The sequence below is a fragment of the Rhodococcus sp. P4_C10 genome (assembly GCF_056402135.1).
Map to the genome: position 1 here is coordinate 1 of NZ_JBFUHZ010000034.1, position 19685 is coordinate 19685.

The 19685-nt window shown below is 69.8% G+C and carries 22 protein-coding genes and 1 pseudogene; 19 read left to right on the forward strand and 4 right to left on the reverse strand.

Annotated elements, in window-relative coordinates; translation table 11 throughout:
- Window positions 1–77 precede the first annotated feature (77 nt).
- The 3 genes from AC1DWC_RS19910 to AC1DWC_RS19920 all read left to right on the forward strand — a co-directional run bounded on the left by AC1DWC_RS19910 (window position 78) and on the right by AC1DWC_RS19920 (window position 3192).
- Window positions 78–1274, forward strand: a complete 1197-nt coding sequence (locus AC1DWC_RS19910) for a DDE-type integrase/transposase/recombinase (protein ID WP_477910804.1) — start codon at window positions 78–80, stop codon at window positions 1272–1274.
- Window positions 1275–1410: 136 nt separating this feature from the next.
- Window positions 1411–2049: a PadR family transcriptional regulator gene (locus AC1DWC_RS19915; RefSeq protein WP_477910806.1), complete on the forward strand. Its 639-nt coding sequence runs from the start codon at window positions 1411–1413 to the stop codon at window positions 2047–2049.
- 132 nt (window positions 2050–2181) lie between these two features.
- A complete protein-coding gene (locus tag AC1DWC_RS19920; protein ID WP_477910866.1) occupies window positions 2182–3192 on the forward strand; it encodes an esterase/lipase family protein in 1011 nt (336 codons plus the stop codon).
- A gap of 81 nt (window positions 3193–3273) precedes the next feature.
- On the opposite strand, the gene AC1DWC_RS19925 is transcribed toward AC1DWC_RS19920, so the two are convergent.
- Window positions 3274–3480: a hypothetical protein gene (locus AC1DWC_RS19925; protein WP_477910808.1), complete on the reverse strand. Its 207-nt coding sequence runs from the start codon at window positions 3478–3480 to the stop codon at window positions 3274–3276.
- 264 nt (window positions 3481–3744) lie between these two features.
- Between AC1DWC_RS19925 and def the strand changes: the two genes are divergently transcribed.
- The 3 genes from def to AC1DWC_RS19940 are packed head-to-tail and all read left to right on the forward strand — an operon-like array spanning window position 3745 to window position 6654.
- A complete protein-coding gene (gene def / locus AC1DWC_RS19930; protein ID WP_477910810.1) occupies window positions 3745–4272 on the forward strand; it encodes a peptide deformylase in 528 nt (175 codons plus the stop codon).
- A 1-nt stretch (window position 4273) separates the two neighbouring features.
- Window positions 4274–5212: a methionyl-tRNA formyltransferase gene (fmt, locus tag AC1DWC_RS19935; protein ID WP_477910812.1), complete on the forward strand. Its 939-nt coding sequence runs from the start codon at window positions 4274–4276 to the stop codon at window positions 5210–5212.
- Window positions 5209–6654, forward strand: a complete 1446-nt coding sequence (locus AC1DWC_RS19940) for an RsmB/NOP family class I SAM-dependent RNA methyltransferase (RefSeq protein ID WP_477910814.1) — start codon at window positions 5209–5211, stop codon at window positions 6652–6654. The genes fmt and AC1DWC_RS19940 overlap by 4 nt, the downstream gene beginning before the upstream one ends.
- Window positions 6655–6727: 73 nt before the next feature.
- Here the strand turns inward: AC1DWC_RS19940 and AC1DWC_RS19945 are convergent, their stop codons facing one another.
- Window positions 6728–7375, reverse strand: coding sequence for a hypothetical protein (locus tag AC1DWC_RS19945; RefSeq protein WP_477910816.1), 648 nt, complete (start codon window positions 7373–7375; stop codon window positions 6728–6730).
- 1032 nt (window positions 7376–8407) lie between these two features.
- Between AC1DWC_RS19945 and AC1DWC_RS19950 the strand changes: the two genes are divergently transcribed.
- On the forward strand, window positions 8408–9628 hold the full coding sequence (locus tag AC1DWC_RS19950; protein ID WP_477910818.1) for an MFS transporter: 1221 nt from the start codon (window positions 8408–8410) through the stop codon (window positions 9626–9628).
- Here the strand turns inward: AC1DWC_RS19950 and AC1DWC_RS19955 are convergent.
- Together AC1DWC_RS19955 and AC1DWC_RS19960 are read right to left on the reverse strand one after the other, a co-directional pair.
- Entirely contained in the window at window positions 9605–9976 is a 372-nt protein-coding gene (locus AC1DWC_RS19955) for an RNA polymerase sigma factor (protein WP_477910820.1), read from the reverse strand. The genes AC1DWC_RS19950 and AC1DWC_RS19955 overlap by 24 nt on opposite strands.
- 123 nt (window positions 9977–10099) lie before the next feature.
- Window positions 10100–10705: a TetR/AcrR family transcriptional regulator gene (locus AC1DWC_RS19960; RefSeq protein WP_477910822.1), complete on the reverse strand. Its 606-nt coding sequence runs from the start codon at window positions 10703–10705 to the stop codon at window positions 10100–10102.
- Between the two features lie 342 nt (window positions 10706–11047).
- Here AC1DWC_RS19960 and AC1DWC_RS19965 point away from each other — a divergent pair, with 342 nt between their 5' ends.
- From AC1DWC_RS19965 to AC1DWC_RS20020, 12 genes and pseudogenes are all read left to right on the forward strand, one after another.
- Complete coding sequence (locus AC1DWC_RS19965; protein ID WP_477910824.1) at window positions 11048–11395, forward strand: YidH family protein; 348 nt, start codon at window positions 11048–11050, stop codon at window positions 11393–11395.
- Window positions 11392–11706 carry a DUF202 domain-containing protein gene (locus AC1DWC_RS19970; protein ID WP_477910826.1) on the forward strand — a complete coding sequence of 105 codons (315 nt, stop codon included), beginning with the start codon at window positions 11392–11394 and terminating at the stop codon, window positions 11704–11706. The genes AC1DWC_RS19965 and AC1DWC_RS19970 overlap by 4 nt, the downstream gene beginning before the upstream one ends.
- 16 nt (window positions 11707–11722) lie before the next feature.
- Window positions 11723–12670 (forward strand): annotated as a pseudogene (locus AC1DWC_RS19975) (formylglycine-generating enzyme family protein); the annotation flags it as partial.
- 114 nt (window positions 12671–12784) lie between these two features.
- Window positions 12785–14233, forward strand: coding sequence for a sulfatase family protein (locus AC1DWC_RS19980; RefSeq protein WP_477910868.1), 1449 nt, complete (start codon window positions 12785–12787; stop codon window positions 14231–14233).
- 107 nt (window positions 14234–14340) lie between these two features.
- Complete coding sequence (locus tag AC1DWC_RS19985) at window positions 14341–14493, forward strand: hypothetical protein (RefSeq protein WP_477910828.1); 153 nt, start codon at window positions 14341–14343, stop codon at window positions 14491–14493.
- 304 nt (window positions 14494–14797) lie between these two features.
- Window positions 14798–14965, forward strand: coding sequence for a hypothetical protein (locus AC1DWC_RS19990; protein WP_477910830.1), 168 nt, complete (start codon window positions 14798–14800; stop codon window positions 14963–14965).
- Window positions 14966–14976: 11 nt separating this feature from the next.
- Window positions 14977–15660, forward strand: coding sequence for a ribulose-phosphate 3-epimerase (gene rpe, locus AC1DWC_RS19995; RefSeq protein WP_072846931.1), 684 nt, complete (start codon window positions 14977–14979; stop codon window positions 15658–15660).
- 1 nt (window position 15661) lies between these two features.
- Window positions 15662–16747, forward strand: a complete 1086-nt coding sequence (ribD, locus tag AC1DWC_RS20000; protein ID WP_477910832.1) for a bifunctional diaminohydroxyphosphoribosylaminopyrimidine deaminase/5-amino-6-(5-phosphoribosylamino)uracil reductase RibD — start codon at window positions 15662–15664, stop codon at window positions 16745–16747.
- A gap of 1 nt (window position 16748) precedes the next feature.
- Window positions 16749–17357: a riboflavin synthase gene (locus AC1DWC_RS20005; protein WP_072847404.1), complete on the forward strand. Its 609-nt coding sequence runs from the start codon at window positions 16749–16751 to the stop codon at window positions 17355–17357.
- Window positions 17358–17456: 99 nt separating this feature from the next.
- Window positions 17457–18710: a bifunctional 3,4-dihydroxy-2-butanone-4-phosphate synthase/GTP cyclohydrolase II gene (locus tag AC1DWC_RS20010; protein WP_072847422.1), complete on the forward strand. Its 1254-nt coding sequence runs from the start codon at window positions 17457–17459 to the stop codon at window positions 18708–18710.
- Complete coding sequence (ribH, locus tag AC1DWC_RS20015) at window positions 18707–19204, forward strand: 6,7-dimethyl-8-ribityllumazine synthase (protein WP_477910834.1); 498 nt, start codon at window positions 18707–18709, stop codon at window positions 19202–19204. The genes AC1DWC_RS20010 and ribH overlap by 4 nt, the downstream gene beginning before the upstream one ends.
- Window positions 19201–19668: a PH domain-containing protein gene (locus AC1DWC_RS20020; protein WP_477910836.1), complete on the forward strand. Its 468-nt coding sequence runs from the start codon at window positions 19201–19203 to the stop codon at window positions 19666–19668. The genes ribH and AC1DWC_RS20020 overlap by 4 nt, the downstream gene beginning before the upstream one ends.
- Window positions 19669–19685 lie beyond the last annotated feature (17 nt).

Genomic DNA, 19685 nt, shown 5'->3' on the forward strand with positions numbered 1-19685 from the left:
CGAGATGTCTACCCAGATGTGAGACACGCTGCTGTGGAGGTGAGCGTGGGTACCYGAGACCGGCTATGGACGTATCCATGGCCAGATCGGATGCCCGGATGAAGCTGCTCGATGCAGCCTTACGCGTCGCCCACGACCAAGGAGCCGATGTGTTCGGYGGCAACTTCAGGGCCTGGTGCGAAGCCAACGGCATCGCCCACGCCACCGCCTACCGACACCGCAAGCGCGTCCTGGAGGAGGGCCGGTGGACCGAGAGGTCCCGCCGGCCCACCTCCAGCCCTCACCGCACCCCCGGCCCCGTCGAAGACGAGATCGTCCGGCTCCGCGGGACCCTGGGCCGCGACAACGGTGCCGAGTCCATCTCCTACCACCTCGAACAGAGTGCCCGCGAACAGGACTGGGAAAAGCAGGGCTGGACGATTCCGTCCCGCGCCACCATCAACAACATCCTCAAACGCCGCGGCCTGGTCATCCCGGAGCCCCACAAACGCCCGRGATCGTCGTACCGCCGCTTCCAGTACGCCCGACCACGGGACTGCTACCAGATCGACGCCACCGAAATGGTCCTCGCAACCGGCGAGAAGGTGGTCGTCTTCGARGTCCTCGACGACTGCACCCGCACCCTCGTCGCKTCGGTCGTTGCGCCCAGCGAGACCACTACCGGCGCGATCACGGCAATCAGCAGGGCATTCGCCGACTTCGGGGTCCCGGCGATCGTGCTCTCCGACAACGGGACCGCTTTCACCTCACGATTGACCACGGGCGGCACCTCCCGGTTCACCCGTCACGTCACCACCGCCGGAGCCCGGCTGATCCACTCGAGTCCYTACCACCCACAGACCTGCGGCAAGGTCGAACGCCACCACCGCACCTTCAAGCAGTGGCTCGCCGACCAACCCGCCCAGCCGGCCACCGACACCGAACTGCAAACCCTCTGCGAGACCTACCGGGACTTCTACAACACCGTTCGGCGGCACAGCGCCGCGAACATGCCCCCACGACAGGCCTGGGACGCCGCGCCCTGCCTCGGCGGACCCGACCAGTTGCCCGTCCAGCAGGACGCCACCATCCACCCGCTGACCGTGTCTTCGACCGGGGTCATCTCGATCGGCAGCGTCAGCGTCAGCGTTGGGCGAGCCCGCGCGGGTCAGACCGTGACCGTCCTACGCGACGGCGACCACGTCACCGCATACGAACGAGGCGGAGCCGTCCTCGGTCACCTGCACCTGGACCACGCCAAGCGCTACCAAGGACAACTCCGCCCCGCCGCCTAAAATCTGTCTCACATCTACGTAGACACCTATGTCCCACGTCTACCTAGACAGCACATGTCGATAGATTGTCGATATATCGTCGATAGCATGATCGACGCGAACCACGTAGTCGAGGTGACAGTCGTAGGAGGCTGACATGGAAGGCATGAACATGCACAGGGAACATCGGCGCGGCAGGCGCCACCCGGGACGGGTGGGGCGCGACCGCCGACCGGACGGATTCGGCCCGGGATTCGGGCCTGGACCCGGCGGCGGGCCGCGCTTCGGCCGGGGCCGCGGTCGCGGTGGACGGGGCAGGCGCGGCGACGTGCGGGCCGCGATCCTCTTGCTCCTCGCCGAGGGGCCGATGCACGGATACGAACTGATCCAGCGAATCGAGCAGCGCAGCAACGGGATCTGGAAGCCGAGTCCCGGATCGATCTACCCGGCGCTGGCCCAGCTCGAGGACGAGGGCCTCGTACTGATCGAGAAGGTGCCCGGCAGGAAGACCGCGCGGCTCACCGAGGCCGGTACGACGTACGTCGAGGAGAACAAGACCGACCTCGGCAGCCCTTGGGACGAGGTGAGCGCCGGCGTCGGGCGTGAGGCGCAGGACCTGCGAGGACTGGTCGGCCAGTTGACGGGAGCGGTCGGGCAGGTCGCCGCAGTCGGGACTCCCGAGCAGGTGAGCGCGGCCGGGCAGATTCTCGTCGAGGCCCGGCGTTCGCTGTACCGCATGCTCGCAGAGGATCCGACCACGATCGAGGATGCCGACGCTGATTCGACGAAAAGCTAGCCCCCCGATGGTTACAGTGCAGCCCGCAGCGCTCATGATGGAAATCTGAGCCATCGTCGCGAGGGGGCGCACATGCGGGGAACCAACTGTCGAATTGTCGAACGGCAGGCGGCGAGAGCGCGCGCGGTGACCGTGGTGTCGGCCGCGCTCCTGGCCGGATCGCTGCTGATGGCGCCGGCTGCCGGTGCGACCGGGTCTGCGGATCTCGGATCCGTGGATCCAGGATCTGCGGGGTCGCCGTCGGCGGCGGAATCGGTGACCGAGGTCCCCGAACTGCCAGGGCCGCCCCAGCCCACCCACGCCGCGGCCACGGTGTACGACGGCAAGCACCCCGGGTCCGCGCCGCCCGGCTCGAACGATTTCGGCTGCATCCCCACCGCGGCGCACCCGAAGCCGGTGATCCTGGCGCACGGCACCGACGCCACCGCCTACTCCGACTGGTCGGCGATCTCGCCGCAGCTGAAGTCCGCCGGGTACTGCGTATTCGCGGTGAACTACGGCGGCAAGCCGGGCGGGCCTCGCTTCGGCACCGAGGACATGTATGTCAGTGCCGGCCAGGTCGCGGACTTCGTGCACCGGGTGCGGACGGAGACCGGCGCCGCGAAGGTGGACCTGGTCGGCTTCTCCCAGGGCGCGACGGCGACCCGCATGTTCGTCAACCAGATGGGCGGCGCAGCGGTGGTCGACCGGTGGGTCGGTGTGGCCTCGCCCAGTTACGGCGGGCAGTTCTACGGAGTCGCGCCGGTTGCGGCCGCGATTCCCGGCGGCACGGCCGTGATCGCCGCGGTGCTGGGCCAGGCGGTCGCGCAGCAGGTGCAGGGATCGGAGTTGCTCACCGCGCTCAATGCGGGCGGCGACACCGTCCCCGGCGTGAGTTACACCACCATCGGCACCCGGTACGACGAGATGATCCAGCCGTACACAAACGTCGAATTGCACGGCGCCGGTGCGCGGAATGTCCTGATTCAGGATTTGTGCCCGCAGAACAAGACCGGGCACATGAACATGGCGTACGACCCGTTCACCATTTCGCTGGTGGTGGGTGCACTCGATCCCGAGCATGCGCCCGAGCCATTGTGTGCACCAGTTCCGCTGGGCACCGGAATGGTCGAGATGATGATCGCCAGCAATTTCGGAGTCTGACGTCCACTCCATTCCTGTCGACGGCGGCACTCGCCGCGTCCGGACTGCCCCGGACGCGGCGAGTGTGCCCAGGTGGGAACGCTATTCGGCCAGCTTGGCGAACGCCTGCGCCCACAGGAAGAACTTGTTGGTACCCAGGTCCTCGACGGTCTTGATGTTGAACGCCGCCAGCAGGTGCTCCGCATCGGACTCGCTGACACCCTGCAACGCGGTCACCGGGGCCTGCGCGATTTCCTCGAGGGTCTTGTCTTCCCACGCCTTGATCAGTTTGTTCGCAGTTCCAGCCATGGCAACCTCCAGGTGAGTGCGTGACATTTCAGCGTTGCCGTGCGCCGATTTCCGCTGTCGCACGGCTTTCGGGTCGATCAGGGACAGTCAATACCCGTGTCGGCGCCGCGCGAGTCCTTTCGCTCGGCGATTCGCCGGGAAATCCCCGAGAGTTTTCCTGGCGCGGGTGGTTCAGCGGTGTGCCGCGACATCCCTAGACTGTCCGTGACATTCGATTCGACGCTGCCGCGGCCGCGGCGACGCCCGAGCAGGGGAGCAGACTCCGTGACCATCCAGCCGGTTCGCCTGTTCGGCGATCCCGTCCTGCGGACCAGGGCGGACGAGGTCGTGAACTTCGACCACGAACTCCGTGTCCTCGTGGCCGACCTGGTCGACACCATGCGCGCCCGCGGCGGTGCCGGCATCGCCGCCCCGCAGATCGGCGTCGGCCTGCGGGTGTTCGCCTACGACTGCGGCGGTGCGTCCGGTCACCTGGTGAACCCCACCTTCGAGGTGGTCGGCGACGAGCAGGTTCTCCGCGAGGAGGGCTGCCTGTCGGTGCCCGGCGTGCGGGCCGAGTGCCTGCGGGCCAAGCGGGTGACCGCCAGCGGTTTCGACATGTACGGCGAGCCCGTGACCTTCGACGCGACCGACATTCTCGCCCGGTGCGTCCAACACGAGACCGACCACCTGGACGGGGTGATGTTCATGCAGCGGCTGGACCCGGCGGCGCGCAAGGCCGCGATGCGGCAGATCCGTGAGTCGCAGTGGTTCGGGCGCCAGACGGTCTCGACGCTCGGCGGTGATCGCTGACATGCGGATCGTCTTCGCAGGCACCCCCGATCCCGCGGTGCCGTCCCTCGCCAGGCTGCTCGCATCCGAGCGGCACGAGGTGGTCGCGGTGGTCACCCGCCCCGACGCCGTCGCCGGCCGAGGCCGCAAGGTCACCCGGTCGCCGATCGGTCAGCTGGCAGACGAGCACGGCATCGAGGTGCTCACCCCGGCGCGCGCGTCGGATCCCGACTTCCTGGCCCGGCTCACCGAGCTGGCGCCGGACTGCTGCCCCGTCGTCGCCTACGGGGCGCTGCTGCCGCGCCCGGTGCTGGACGTGCCCAAGTACGGCTGGGTGAACCTGCACTTCTCGCTGCTGCCCGCCTGGCGCGGTGCCGCGCCGGTACAGGCGGCCATCGCCGCGGGTGACGAGATGACCGGCGCGAGCGCGTTCCTGCTCGAGGAGGGCCTCGACACCGGGCCGGTGTTCGGCGTGATGACCGAGCGCATCCGTCCGGACGACACGGCCGGCGTGTTGCTCGGCCGGCTCGCCGACAGCGGCGCCCAGTTGCTCGAGTCGGTGCTCGACGGAATCGCGGACGGCGCGTTGACGCCGGTTCCGCAACCGGCAGAAGGCGTCTCGCACGCGTCCAAGATCACCGTCGAGGCCGCGCGGATCCGCTGGGACCAGCCGGCGCTCGCGGTGGACCGGTTGGTGCGTGCGGTGACGCCCGCGCCGGGCGCCTGGACCCAGGTCGGTGACCTGCGGCTGAAGGTCGGCCCGGTCGCCCCGGTCGAGGGGGCGCTCCTCGACCAGGCGCTGGAACCCGGACAGTTCCTCGTCCGTAAAGACGGCTGCTACGTGGGCACCGCGACCACCCCGGTCCGGCTCAGTCACGTTCAGCCGCAAGGTAAGAAGGCCATGGCGGCCGCCGATTGGGCGCGCGGAGCGCGCCTCGACCCCGAGGTGCGTGCACTGTGACCGAATCCCGTCGACCGGCCCGCGGACAGCGCGGCCAGGGCAAGCAGGGCGGTCCGAACAACCGGCCGCGCCAGGCCCGCCGCCCGGACCCGGCCGCGGCCGCCGGCGACCAGCCGCGGGTTGCCGCGCGGGACGTGCTGCGCGCGGTCCGCGAGCGCGACGCCTACGCCAACCTGGTGCTGCCCGGACTGCTCCGCGAGCGCAAGCTCGACGCCCGCGACGCCGCGCTCGCCACCGAACTGGCCTACGGCGCGTGCCGCGCCCGCGGGCTGCTCGACGCCGTCATCGCCGAAGGCGCCGGCCGCTCCGTCGACGAGATCGACGGACCGATCCTCGACGTGCTCCGTCTGGGCGCCTACCAGCTGCTGCGCACCCGCATCGCCCCGCACGCCGCCGTGGCCACCTCGGTGGACCTGGCGCGTGACGAATTCGGCGGCGGCCGAGCGGGATTCGTCAACGCCGTGCTGCGCCGGGTCGCGGAGCGGTCCGAGGACGAGTGGGTGGCCCGGCTGGCACCCTCCGCCACCGCCGACCCGGTCGGGCACCTCGCGTTCCGGTACGCGCACCCGACCTGGATCGCGCAGGCCTTCGCGGACGCCCTCGGACCCGACGCCGCCGAGCTCGAGGCTGTGCTGGCCGCCGACGACGCCCGGCCCGTCGTGCACCTGGTGGCGCGGCCCGGGGAGATCTCGGCCGAGGAGCTGGCGATGGCGACCGGCGGCGAGGTCGGCACCTACTCCCCGTACGCGGTGTACCTCGACGGCGGCGACCCCGGCCAGCTCGAGGCGGTCCGCGAGGGACTGGCCGGCGTGCAGGACGAGGGCAGCCAGCTGGTGGCCCGCGCACTGACCCTGGCCCCGATCTCCGGCACCGACGGCGGACGCTGGCTGGACCTGTGCGCCGGACCTGGCGGCAAGGCCGCGCTGCTCGGCGCGCTCGCGGACATCGAGGGCGCCCGGGTGGACGCGGTCGAGCCCGCCGAACACCGGGCCGACCTGGTGCGCAAGACCACCCGCGGCCTGCCGGTCGACGTGCACGTCGCGGACGGGCGCGAGTCCGGCCTGACCCCCGGCTACGACCGGGTGCTCGTGGACGCGCCCTGCACCGGGCTGGGCGCGCTGCGCCGCCGCCCGGAGGCGCGCTGGCGCCGGCAGCCCTCGGACGTGGCGGGTCTGGTGTCGCTGCAGCGCGAGCTGCTGGCCTCGGCCATCGAACTGGTCCGGCCCGGCGGCGTGGTGCTGTACTCCACCTGCTCGCCGCACCTGTCGGAGACGGTCGCCGTGGTCGCCGACGCGGTCCGGCGTTACGGCGTCACCCCGCTCGACACCCGGGAGCTGGTGCCCGGGGTGCCCGCGCTCGGCGACGGTCTCGGGGTGCAGCTGTGGCCGCACCGGCACGGCACCGACGCCATGTTCATGGCCGCGCTGCGTAAGCCGGAGTGACCAGCAAGCCGGAGTGACCAGTGAGCCCGAGTGACCGCCAGGCCCGGCCGGCACCCGGATCGCTGCGGGCCGTTCAGGCCTGAGCCGGCGCTACGTCCGTGGGGACGGATCGCCGGCTCAGTGCCGCCGCGGCAAGGAAGCACAAGGCGCCGAGGAAGGTGCCCAGGTTCGCCCAGAACAGGCTGACGAGGTCGTCGGTCGCGGGAAGCACGTACGCGCCGACCGCAGAGAAGGCGAAGAAGACCGAGCCGAGCATGTTGAGCCACGTGCCGTGCCACGTGCGAGCGCGCTTGTCCCACAGCGTGTTGCGATCCCTCGTGGCCACCACCGCGAGTCCGCTGGAAACCAGGAAGCAGATCGAGCCGAAGGCGTCGGGACGCCAGCCGTCCGACAGACGGGCCTCGGCGTTCACGGCCGTGATCAGGGCGTCCGTCGTGCTCACATTGAAGAACAGCGTGCCGCCGAACTGGATGGCGGCGGCCCACCAGTCCGCCCGGTCGGCCGGGTTCGTGGACCGTCGGGGCGGGCGCCGGCCGCTGAGGGCGAGCTGGATCAGGGCGGCGAGGGTGAAGAAGATGGCGCCGACGAAGAACGTGAGGTTGGTGAGCACGAGGCCGACCGCCTCGGCGTACGGCGGTACCGCCCCGACGGCGAAGAAGATCGATCCGATGGCGAAGCCCCACGCCTCGCGTCGGACGCGGACGATGCGCTCGGGCGTCACCGTTCGAGAGTAGCCGCGGAGGGGTCGGCGCGCGCGCTACCGCGTGAGGCGGCCACAGATTGACGATCCGCGCCCACCCCACTTCACCCGCGTCGTGGGACGGGTGGGCGCATGCCGAGTTCACGCACACGTGGGACGACGTGGTCGAGCTCGCCCGGGACCTGCCCATGTCGAGGAGAGCACCTGGTACCGGAACCCGGCACTGAAGGTCGCCGGCAAGGGCTTCGCGAGGTTGCGCAGCGAGGCCGAGGGCGGGCTGGTGGTGATGTGCACAGTTGACTGCACCAACTGAGGTTCTGTCCCTGAGTGTCTGGAGACGGTCGCGCTTGTTCGAGCCTCCTCACCCCCAGTTGATAGACAGGATGTCCAGCAATGGCTATTCTAGCCACTATCGGCGCATGTGACTCATTACACACTGTGGGTGTCGGCACCGTGACGATCTGTCGACGAATCGACATGCACCGAGAAGCAAGGGGTTCGACAAATGGGATCTTCCGACGCAGACCTGACTCAGATCCGCGGCATCATCTCGATCGCGGCGGGCCTGCTCAAGCGGGGTGGCTGCAGTGATCGGGATCGCGGCGCTGTCGTAGCCGGATGAGGCCCGCCCGCTTCCCTGCACACACCCGCCGGAAGAAGCGGGCGGGCACTGTGTTGACCGGGACGGCCGGTTCCGCACGCGGGAATCCCGCAGGGAACCAGATGCTTTCGACGCAAAGTTGAGCCGTCACACCTGCTCGGCTCGCCGTCGAGTACGGACGCCCAGACCTGAAGCACAGATCGACAAGAAGTGGGCCCCGGCTCGCCGCCGGGTCCGCCCGTCCAAGCCCCCGCAGTCCATCGAGAGTGTGGGCGCGGCTTGAGTTCCCATTTGCTGCAACCAGTCGGAGGCCTGGGAATTGTGTTCGACGGCATACCGCGACATCTCATGACCGAGAGGGACTTATGACCATGGAAGCAGCGCGTTCTGCATCCCAACTTCAACGAGGCCGACAGGGAAAGAACCTCTCACTCCTGACAGCGTCCACGGCCATGGACAACGCGGAAAGCAGCGTGACCACGGTCCTCTTTCCCCTCATGCGGGAAGCGATGGGACTGTCGTCCGCCGCGCTCGGCACGATCGTCGCGGTGTCCAAGGTGGTCGGCATGGTGTCGAGCATTCCCTGGGTGTTCCTCGCACGCCGCTACTCGCGCACGTCGGTTCTCGCGGCCTGCTCGGGATTCTGGGGCGTCTGGGTCATCGCGGCCGGATTCTCGAACAGCTTCATGCAGTTCGTCGTCCTCTACGGCATCGCGGCTGCCGGCTTTGCCGGCGCCGGCCCCATCGCCTTGGAGATCCTCGGCGACTTGTATGACGACAGTCGGCGCGGCCGAGCCACCGGCCTGCTGTACGGGGGCGTCGCGATCATCGCGGGCGTCAGCGCACCACTGTTCGGGCTGCTCTCACGCTTTCAGGACGGATGGCGCTACGGATACATCATCTCCGGCGGAATCTGTGTCGTGATCGGCGTACTCATCCTGGTCTTCCTCGACGATCCCGATCCCACCGAAGACGAACCACGCCCGACCCTCGACGCCATCGAGGTCAAGGCCCGTTCGCTTCGCGGAGGACTGCGTGAACTGCTCGCCATCCAAACGTTCCGCTACATCCTCGTCCAGCGACTGTTCTCCGGTCAGAACGTCATGATGAGCTTCGGTGTGGTGTTCCTCGTCGAGGACCGCGGCTTCTCCACCGCAACGGCATCGATCGTCGCATTGCCCTTCGCCCTCGGCTACCTCTCGGGAACCATCCTCGGAGGCCGGATCAACGACGCCGTACACAGACTGCGCCCGCTCACCGGCCGGATCGCGATGCTCCAGGCGAGCCAGTTCGCTTTCGCCGCAGCCGCTCTGCTCTGCACACAGATGGCCTGGAGCAGCATCTGGATCTACGCGGCGCTCTTCGGTGTCCTCGGCGTCTTCCAGGGCCAGGTCCCCGTGATCAACCGCCCGCTCGTCATGGCCGTCGTCCGCCCGGAGCTGCGGGCCTTGGCCTTCGCGACGTCCGTGTCCACCGTCGAATCCTTCGCGTACGCCGGGTACGCCCTGCTGGTCGGCGCGCTCGGCGATGCGATCGGCCTCCAGAGCTCGCTGATGATCGTGACGATTCTGCTCACCGTGGTCAACGGGATCGCCTCGGCCGCTCTCTACCGCCCCTACGTACGGGACAGCGCCGCACTCGGCGCGACCCTACACAGCGCAGTGCCTGCCTGACCCAGCCGGACCGGATCGACTGGCGGCGCTCCGACGGTCCGGCGCGGACCCGGCGATCTGCTCGATGCGGGCCATCCGTTCCGTCAACACGTCACGGCGGCGGTCGGTCCGGCGGTGCTTGTCAATCGTGTTGCGCGCAACCCCAAGCAGCCAGGGCAGTGCCACGTCGGGGACGTCGGGCAGTCGTCGCCACGCCGCGAGGAACGTCTCGGACACCACCTCCTGCGCGGTGTGGTGGTCCACATGTCGGCAGGCATATGCGAACACCCGGCCAGCGTAGGCATCCCACAGCGTCGTGAACCGCAGTCGATCCACTGGTGCCGGCGATCCCGGCTGTTTCTCTCCCATGCGAAGAAGTGTCCGGCCGGAAGCTGTTTCGGGGGTGGGCCGTGCGGGTTTGTCGGGACGGCCGGATCCGCGTCGTGGACCGTGGGAGGGAAGGCGATTGCTGCGCCGCGGGTCGAGCTGGTCCTATCTGCTGGGCTCGCCGTCGAATCCGGACGCCCAGTAGCGGCCCCGGAGGGAGAGGTCGAGCAGCATCTCGGTGACCTCTTCGGGGGACAGGGGTGGCGGATCGGATTCGAGCCACCACTGCAGGACCGCGACCTGTTCGCCGACCCACGCTCTGGCGAGCACGGTCGGAGCGATGCGCGGTGTCACCTCGAGTGCCTGTGCGCGGGCCGCGAACACTTCGGCGGCGGCAGCGCTGCGGTCGTCGACGAATCGGCGAAGCGATCGGCCGTCGCCTTCTCCCCGCAGGATCACGCGGTAGACGTCGCGTTCCTCGGCTGCGTGGCGAAACATCTCCAGGACCGGTTTTCCGGTGAAACCGACCGACGACGCGGGAACGAGCGGGCGGAGCCGTTCCTGGAGCTCGTCGATCAGGTCGGTGACGATCTGACTGAGCAGTGCGTCCTTGTCGGTGTAGTGGCTGTAGAAGGTCGCCCGGCCCAGATCTGCTCGCTCGGTGATGTCCTCGACGGTGACTCCGGCGTACCCACGCTCGAGCACCAGGGAGACCAGGGCGTCCCGCAGGAGTCGCCGGGTTCGGCGCACACGTCGGTCTTCGGCTGCCACGGCACGCCCCTTCTGTCAGATCGGTGAGATTGAGCATAGTCCACGCTCGACACATTGACTGGATTTGAACGACCTGATCAGTAACGGTCCGCCATTCGGCGGTCCACCCCGGCCGACTCGGGCTCCTGCGCGGGACAAAACCCCGGGGTCAATTTCTGGACAATTAGCGTGCTATTAGACACACTGTCTAGAAAGGTCGCCGTAGCGGAACCCGACGACCACGAACCGAGGTTGGGAATGAACACAGCGGCCACTGGAGATGACACACGGCCCGCGTCGCGCCAGAGTGCAGGAGCACCGGCTGTCGTCATTGATGCCGATCATGGTGCGGCAGATCCCGAAGTGACGCCGAGCTCGGACGCCACGGCGCTCATCGACTACCGCTTCAGCCTCGCCAACGAGCGCACGTTCCTGGCCTGGGTCCGGACGGCGTTGGGACTGCTGGCCGGCGGAGTGGCAGTGCAGACCCTCGCCCAGCAGTTCTCGACGTCCTCGGTTCGCCGGGCAACGGCCGCCGGGTGTGCCCTGTTGGCGGTGCTGATCTGCGCGCTCGCCTACCGACAGTGGACGCGCGTCGAAGCTGCCATGCAGCGGGGGCACGCGCTGCCCAAGGTGGTTCTGGTGCCGATCCTGGCGACGGGCGTCGCGGTGATCGCGGCGATGGCAGGGGCGGCGGTGCTCGCCTCGTGATCGCCTTGATGCCACCGGATCCCGGTCTCGCCGTCGAGCGCACCGCGCTGTCGTGGCGCCGCACGGCGATGTCGGCGATGACTGCCACCGCGGTCTTCGCGCATGCCGCGGCGAGCACCCGCGCCACGGTCACCGCGGCCGCCGCCCTGGCCGCCGTGGCCGCCCTCGTTGTCGTGACCGTGTACTGCAGCCGCCGCAACGCGGCCCTGCGATCGCGCCGCCGCGGCGACATCACGGTCGCCACCGCATTCGTCTCGGCCGTGGTGGCCGTGGTGGCAGTCGCCGCGGCCGTCATCGGTCTGACGTGGTGACAGAAAGGATTTCCCGATGAACACCAACGAACCATCGGCCGTCGGCTGTTGCGCCCCCGCTCGTGGGAGCCGATCCGCCGCCGAGCCCCGGCCGGTCGAAGATGCCGTCAGCGCCGGCGCCGTCGAGATGACGATGGTCCGGATCCCCGGCGGCGAGTTCTGGATGGGGACCGACGACCCCGACGGGTTCGCGGCCGACGGCGAGGGACCGGTGCGGTCGGTGCGGGTGAGCGAGTTCGAACTTGCCGCCCACGCCGTGACCTATGACCAGTTCGCGCAGTTCGTGGCGGCGACCGGGTACGTCAGCGACGCGGAGCGGTTCGGGTGGTCGTTCGTGTTCGCAGGGTTCCTACCCGCCGCCCTGCGCCGAGGCGCACGCCGGCCCGAGGCCACGCCCTGGTGGTGCGCCGTCGACGACGCGACATGGCGCACACCGGAAGGGCCGGGCAGCGTCATCGGCGACCGGGGGAACCATCCGGTGGTCCACGTGTCCTGGCACGACGCCGAAGCGTACTGCCACTGGGCGCAGATGCGGCTGCCCACCGAAACCGAATGGGAGTACGCCGCCCGCGGGGGGCTGGACCGCAAACGCTACCCGTGGGGCGACGAGCTCACCCCCGGTGGCGAGCACCACTGCAACATCTGGCAGGGCGCGTTTCCCATCCGCAACTCCGCCGCCGACGGCTACCGCGGCGCTGCACCAGTAGATGCCTTCCCCGCCAACGGTTTCGGCCTGCACAGCATGGTTGGAAACGTGTGGGAATGGTGCTCGGACTGGTGGAGCACCGACCACGACCCCACCCGCGTCGTCGATCCGCGCGGGCCGCGCGCGGGGACCGAGAAGGTGATTCGCGGCGGCTCCTACCTGTGCCACGACAGCTACTGCAACCGCTACCGGGTTGCCGCCCGAACCCGCAGCACCCCGGATTCCACCACGGGCAACACCGGATTCCGCTGCGCCCGCGACACCGGACAGACCCACCACCTCCCCAGAAGTGCCCGCTCGCCAGATCGCGACGCACCCCAACAGTCACGAGCAGTCACGAGCTACCGAAGAGAAGGAAGAAAGGGACCACTCATGTCCAACACCCCGAAGAACGTGCTGGTGATCATGTCCGACCAGCACAACCCGAAGATCCTCGGCGCCGCCGGAAACCCCCTGGTACGCACCCCCAACCTTGACGCGTTGGCCGCGGCCGGTACACGTTTCGACAACGCCTACTGCGCCAGTCCTATCTGCGTGCCCTCGCGGGCCTCCTTCGCCACTGGGTTGTACCCGCACCAGACGCGGCACTGGGACAACGCCATGGGTTACGACGGCGCCGTCGACGGTTGGGGACATGAGCTGCAGCACGCGGGCCGACGCGTGGAATCGATCGGCAAGCTGCACTACCGAAACGAAACTGACCCCACCGGCTTCGACTGCCAGCATCTGCCGATGCACCTCAAGGACGGCATCGGGCAGGTGTGGGGCTCGGTACGCGACCCGCTGCCGCGCCGCGACAATGCACCGCTGATGGTGACGATCTCCGGCGGAGCCGACAGCGACTACACCCGCTACGACGCCGCGGTCACCGACCGCACGTGCCGCTGGCTGCAGGAGGAAACCACCGACGAAAAGCCCTGGGTGCTCTACGCAGGGCTGCTGGCGCCGCACTTCCCCTACCTGGCGCCCCCGGAGTTCTTCGCCCTCTACGACCCCGCGGACATGCCGCATCCGACGATGCGACCCGAGGACGGCCACCAGCGGCATCCGTGGGTGGAAGCATTCGCCGGCGTGCTACCCGGTCTGGACGGCTCCAACACCGAGGAAGAACGCCGACGGGCGGCTGCCGCCTACTACGGCCTGGTCAGCTCCCTCGACCACAACATCGGCCGGATCCTCGACGCACTCGAGACCAGCGGACACGCCGAGGACACGCTCGTCGTCTACACCAGCGACCACGGCGACATGGTGGGAAGCCGCGGCCTGTGGGGCAAGTCGCTGCTCTACCAGGAGTCCGCCGGCATCCCGATGATCATGCGCGGACCCGGCGTTCCGGCGGGCAAGGTCTCGCACACCCCGACCAGCCTCGTCGACATGTACTCGACGATCCTCGACGCTGCTGAGGTGACGCCGGTCGGCGAGCCGCGCCCCGGACGGTCGCTGCTCGAGATCGCCCGCTCCGAGGACGATTCGGAGCGTGTGGTGTTCAGCGAGTACCACGCGATGGGCGCACCTAGCGGTGCCTTCATGATCCGCAAGGGCCGCCACGTACTGCACCACTACGTCGGGTACGCCCCCGAGCTGTTCGACATGACCGGGGACCCGGACCAGACCCGCGACCTGGCCGCCGATCCGCAGTACGCCGAGATCCTGGCCGATCTCGAACGCGAACTCGGGGCCATCCTCGACCCCGACGTCGTCGACAAGCAGGCCAAGGCCGATCAGGCCGCCCTCATCGCCAGCTTCGGTGGGCCCGAAGCCGCCGCCGCCATCGGCACCCCGGGTGAGACCCCGCCGCCGGCCCCGCCCGAACAGCCCTGACCCGACCTCGTGAAAGGCGTTACACCAGTGCCTGATCAACCAATTCCGGACGGCGGGGCCCACCCCCGCTGACATCGGACACGGCACACACCTCGGTGGCGGGGGAGTTGCACGCGAGGCTCGGCGCGTCCGGGGGAGCACGTCACCTCGTCGACGGCTCGGCGCCGATCTTCGGCTACATCGTCGGCAACCAAATCGCCGGCACCACCACAGGAATCGCCGCGGCCATCGGAATCGGCGCACTCGTGGCGGCGGTCTGAGTGACACGCGGGGACAAGCTTCGCGTGGTCGTCGCATCCCTGGCGCTGGTACTGGTGTACTCCGCGACGGCCGCCGCCACCGGTGACGCCCGGGGCTTCTTCCTCCCCACCCTGATGATCGACACGGTGCTCACGCTCGTGTTCGGGGGCTACCTGCTGACCTCGACCCCGGCGAGTCTGCCTGTCGCGCGAAACCTCCGAATGGAGCCGACCGAGATCGCCGACCCGGACGCCCGGCTGAGGCTGCATCGACGCCTCAGCACGGCGTGGGCGGTGTTCTTCGGTCCTGCACCTGGCGGTACTGGTGCCGTTGTACCTGGTCGGGAACATCGCGCTGCTCGGCGCGATCCTGGTGGACCTCGACCGCGTCGAGCGTCGGCAACTGCTCGAACTACTCACCGACGCGTGGCTGATCAAGGCCCCGGCCCGGCTCCGCCCGAGCCTCGGCGAGCGGCGCGGGCGCACCCACTAAACTTGGCGCCCGTGGCCCACCCGATGATCGCCCCGTCCATCCTGTCCGCCGACTTCGCCCGGCTCGCCGAGGAGGCCGCCGCCGTGGCGGGTTCCGACTGGCTGCACGTCGACGTGATGGATGCGCACTTCGTTCCGAACCTCACCCTGGGCCTGCCCGTGGTGCAGTCGCTGCTCAAGGCCACCGACATCCCGCTGGACTGCCACCTGATGATCGACAACCCCGGCCGCTGGGCCCCGCCCTACGCCGAGGCCGGTGCCCACAACGTCACCTTCCACGCGGAGGCCACCGACGACCCGATCGCGGTTGCCCGCGACATCCGTGCGGCCGGCGCCAAGGCCGGCCTGTCCGTCAAGCCGGGCACCCCGATCGAGCCGTACCTGGAGATCCTCAAGGAGTTCGACACGCTGCTCGTGATGAGCGTGGAGCCGGGCTTCGGCGGCCAGTCCTTCATGCCGGAGGTGCTGAGCAAGGCTCGCGCCGTCCGCCGCCTGGTGGACTCGGGCGAGCTGACCCTGGTGGTGGAGATCGACGGCGGCATCAACACCGACACCGTCGAGGCCGCCGCCGAGGCCGGTGTCGACTGCTTCGTCGCCGGTTCCGCGGTGTACGGCGCGGCGGACCCGGCCGCGGCGGTGCGGGCACTGCGCGCCCAGGCCGCCTCCGCGTCGCCGCACCTGACGCTCGTCCAGTAGCGTGCCGGCACCCCACGAGCCCACCGCGGCAGAGGCGGCGGCACTGCTCCTGGCGGTCGACGCGTCCGAGCGGGTGCGGGGCACCACGAGCCCCAACCCGCCGGTCGGCGCGGTGATCCTCGACGCCGACGGCGTCGTCGCCGGGGTCGGCGCGACCGCGCCGGCCGGTGGGCCGCACGCCGAGGTCGCGGCGCTGCGGGCCGCGGGGGAGCAGGCCCGCGGCGGCACCGCGGTGGTGACGCTCGAGCCGTGCAACCACCACGGCCGAACCGGGCCCTGCTCGGCGGCGCTGCTCGCGGCGGGCGTCACCCGGGTGCTGTTCGCCGTGGCGGACCCCAACCCGCAGGCCGCCGGGGGAGCCGACACACTGCGCGCGGCGGGCGTCGAGGTCATCGCCGGATTCGGCCACGACGCCGTCGAATCCGGACCGTTGCGGGCCTGGCTGCACCGTCAGCGCACCGGACGCGCCCACGTCACCTGGAAGTTCGCCGCCAGTCTCGACGGCCGCAGCGCCGCCGCCGACGGCACCAGCCAGTGGATCACCGGACCGCAGGCGCGGGCCCGGGTGCACGCGCAGCGCGCCAAGCTCGACGCCATCGTCGTCGGCACCGGAACGGTCCTGGCCGACGACCCGTGGCTGACCGCCCGCAACCCCGACGGCACCCTCGCCGCGCACCAGCCGCTGCGGGTGGTCGTCGGGCGGCGGCCGATCCCGGCCGGCGCGAAGGTCCTCGACGACGCCGCGCCCACCCTGGTGCTGCGGACCCGGGACCCGCGTGAGGTGCTGGACGCGCTGGCCGACCGGCCCGACGTCCTGCTCGAGGGCGGACCGCACCTGGCCGGGGCGTTCCTCGCCGCCGGGCTCGTCGACCGGGTCCTCGCGTTCCTCTCACCGGTACTGCTCGGTGCGGGCGCGAGCGCGGTGGAGGATGCTGGGGTCGGCACCATCGGGCAGGCCCTGCGGTTCCACCGGGAGTCGGTCGAGACCGTCGGCGACGACCTGCTGCTCAGCCTGACCCCGAATTTTCGGTCGTCATCAGTGTCATCAGAGTCATCAGCGAAGAACCACACGCAAGGAGCGGACTGAAGTGTTCACCGGGATCGTCGAAGAACTGGGTGAGGTCGTCGCGAAGGAGGACCTGGCCGACGCGGCGCGCTTCACCGTGCGCGGTGCGCTGGTGACCTCCGACGCCGGCCACGGCGACTCGATCGCGGTCAACGGCGTCTGCCTGACCGTGGTCGACATCCTGGACGGTGACTCGTTCACCGCCGACGTGATGGCCGAGACGCTGGACCGCTCCAGCCTCGGCGCGCTGTCCGTCGGCAGCAAGGTCAACCTCGAGCGCGCGGCCGCGCTGAACAGCCGGCTCGGCGGGCACCTGGTGCAGGGCCACGTCGACGCCACCGGCACCGTGGTCAACCGGGCGCCCTCCGAGAACTGGGAGGTGGTGCGCATCTCGCTGCCCGCCTCGATCTCCCGGTACGTGGTGGAGAAGGGCTCGATCACCGTCGACGGCGTGTCGCTGACCGTCTCCTCGCTCGGCGCCGACGCGGACGGCGAGTACTTCGAGATCTCGCTGATCCCCACCACCCTGGAGATGACCACGCTCGGCGCCGCGGTGGTCGGCACCCCGGTGAACCTCGAGGTGGACGTGATCGCCAAGTACGTCGAGCGGTTGCAGACCGCCGGCCGCTAGGCAGGTCGAATTACGGCCGCCACACCCGGGGGTCGTACTGTTGAGGTGCATCGACGGGTGCACACAGGGCTATTCATGACATTGATGGAGCGCAGGCACGTGACCAGGTTCGACAGTATCGAGCGCGCAGTAGCCGATATCGCCGCAGGCAAGGCCGTCGTCGTCGTCGACGACGAGGATCGCGAAAACGAGGGCGACCTCATCTTCGCCGCGGAGAAGGCGACGCCCGAGCTCGTGGCGTTCATGGTGCGGTACACCTCCGGCTATCTCTGTGTGCCGCTGGACGGGGACGACTGCGACCGGCTCGGCCTGCCGCCGATGGTCTCGAGCAACCAGGACAAGCACGGCACCGCCTACACGGTGACGGTCGACGCGAAGGAAGGCATCGGCACCGGCATCTCGGCGTCCGACCGCGCCGCGACCATGCGGCTGCTGGCGGACCCGTCGAGCGGCGCCCACGACTTCACCCGCCCCGGCCACGTGGTGCCGCTGCGCGCCAAGGAGGGCGGCGTGCTGCGCCGCCCCGGCCACACCGAGGCGGCCGTCGACCTGGCCCGGATGGCGGACCTGCGTCCGGCCGGCGTGATCTGCGAGATCGTCAGCCAGAAGGACGAGGGCCACATGGCCCAGACCGACGAGCTGCGGGTGTTCGCGGACGACCACAACCTGGCGATGATCTCGATCGCCGACCTGATCTCCTGGCGGCGCAAGCACGAGAAGCACGTGGTGCGGATCGCCGAGGCGCGGATCCCCACCGCCCACGGCGACTTCCGGGCCGTCGGCTACCAGAGCATCTACGACGAGGTCGAGCACGTCGCCCTGGTCCGCGGCGACCTGGCGGGACCGGACGGCGACGGCAGCGACGTGCTGGTGCGGGTGCACTCCGAGTGCCTGACCGGCGACGTCTTCGGCTCGCTGCGCTGCGACTGCGGCCCGCAGCTGGACGCCGCGCTCGACATGGTGGCCCAGGAGGGACGCGGCGTGGTGCTCTACATGCGCGGCCACGAGGGCCGCGGCATCGGCCTGATGCACAAGCTGCAGGCCTACCAGCTGCAGGACGCCGGCTCCGACACGGTGGACGCGAACCTCGAGCTGGGCCTGCCCGCCGACGCCCGCGACTACGGCATCGGCGCGCAGATCCTCGTCGACCTCGGCATCACCTCGATGCGGCTGCTGACCAACAACCCGGCCAAGCGGGTGGGCCTGGACGGCTACGGCCTGCAGATCACCGAGCGGGTGCCGATGCCGCTGCGCGCGAACGCCGAGAACCTCACCTACCTGCGCACCAAGCGGGACCGGATGGGCCACGACCTGGTCGGCCTGGACGACTTCGAGACCGGAGGAGCACGGTGAGCGGTGAAGGACTTCCGTCCCTGCAGCTGGGCGCGGCCAAGGACCTCAAGCTCGCCATCGTGGCCGGCTCGTGGCACACCGAGATCTCCGAGGCGCTGATCGCGGGCGCCAGGCGGGTGGCCAAGCAGGCACAGATCGAGGACGTCACGTTGATCCGGGTGGCCGGCGCCATCGAGCTGCCGGTGGTGGCGCAGGCCCTGGCCCGCACCCACGACGCGGTCGTCGCGCTCGGCGTCGTCATCCGCGGCGGCACCCCACACTTCGAGTACGTGTGCGACGCCGTCACCGCCGGGCTGACCCGCGTCTCGCTCGACGAGAGCACCCCGGTCGGGAACGGCGTGCTCACCACCGACAACGAGCAGCAGGCCCGGGACCGCTCGGGGCTGCCCGGATCGGTCGAGGACAAGGGCGGGCAGGCGTGCGCGGCCGCGATCGACACCGCGGTCACGCTCAAGCACCTGCGACAGCCGTGGACGGAGGATTCCTTCCGATGAGTGCCTGGGAGATGGAGGTCCGGTCCAGGAAGACCGCCCGTTTCGCGGTCGTCATCGCGGCGGTCTTCGTGCTGGTGTTCGTGGTGCTCGGGGTGCTGCTGCGCGGCTCGCAGACCGGCGTGTACTTCCGCTTCGTCGACCAGCTGTCGATGGCCGGGATCGGTGTGGCCCTGGCCGGTGGAACGCTGATCCTGACGCGGCCGCGGCTGCGGGTCAACGCGGAGGGCGTCGGGGTGCGCAACGCGATCTCCGAACGCTTCGTGGAGTGGGACCTGGTGCAGGGGCTCTCGTTCCCCGACGGCGCCGCGTGGGCCCGCATCGACCTGCCCGACGACGAGTACATCCCGGTGCTGGCGATCCAGGCGAACGACCGGGAGCACGCGGTCGACGCGGTCCGCCGGTTCCGGACCCTCGAGGCGAAATACGCGCCGGTGCAGACGAATCAGGTTTCTCCGGGAGCGTAGAGGGGCTCCGTCGGGGG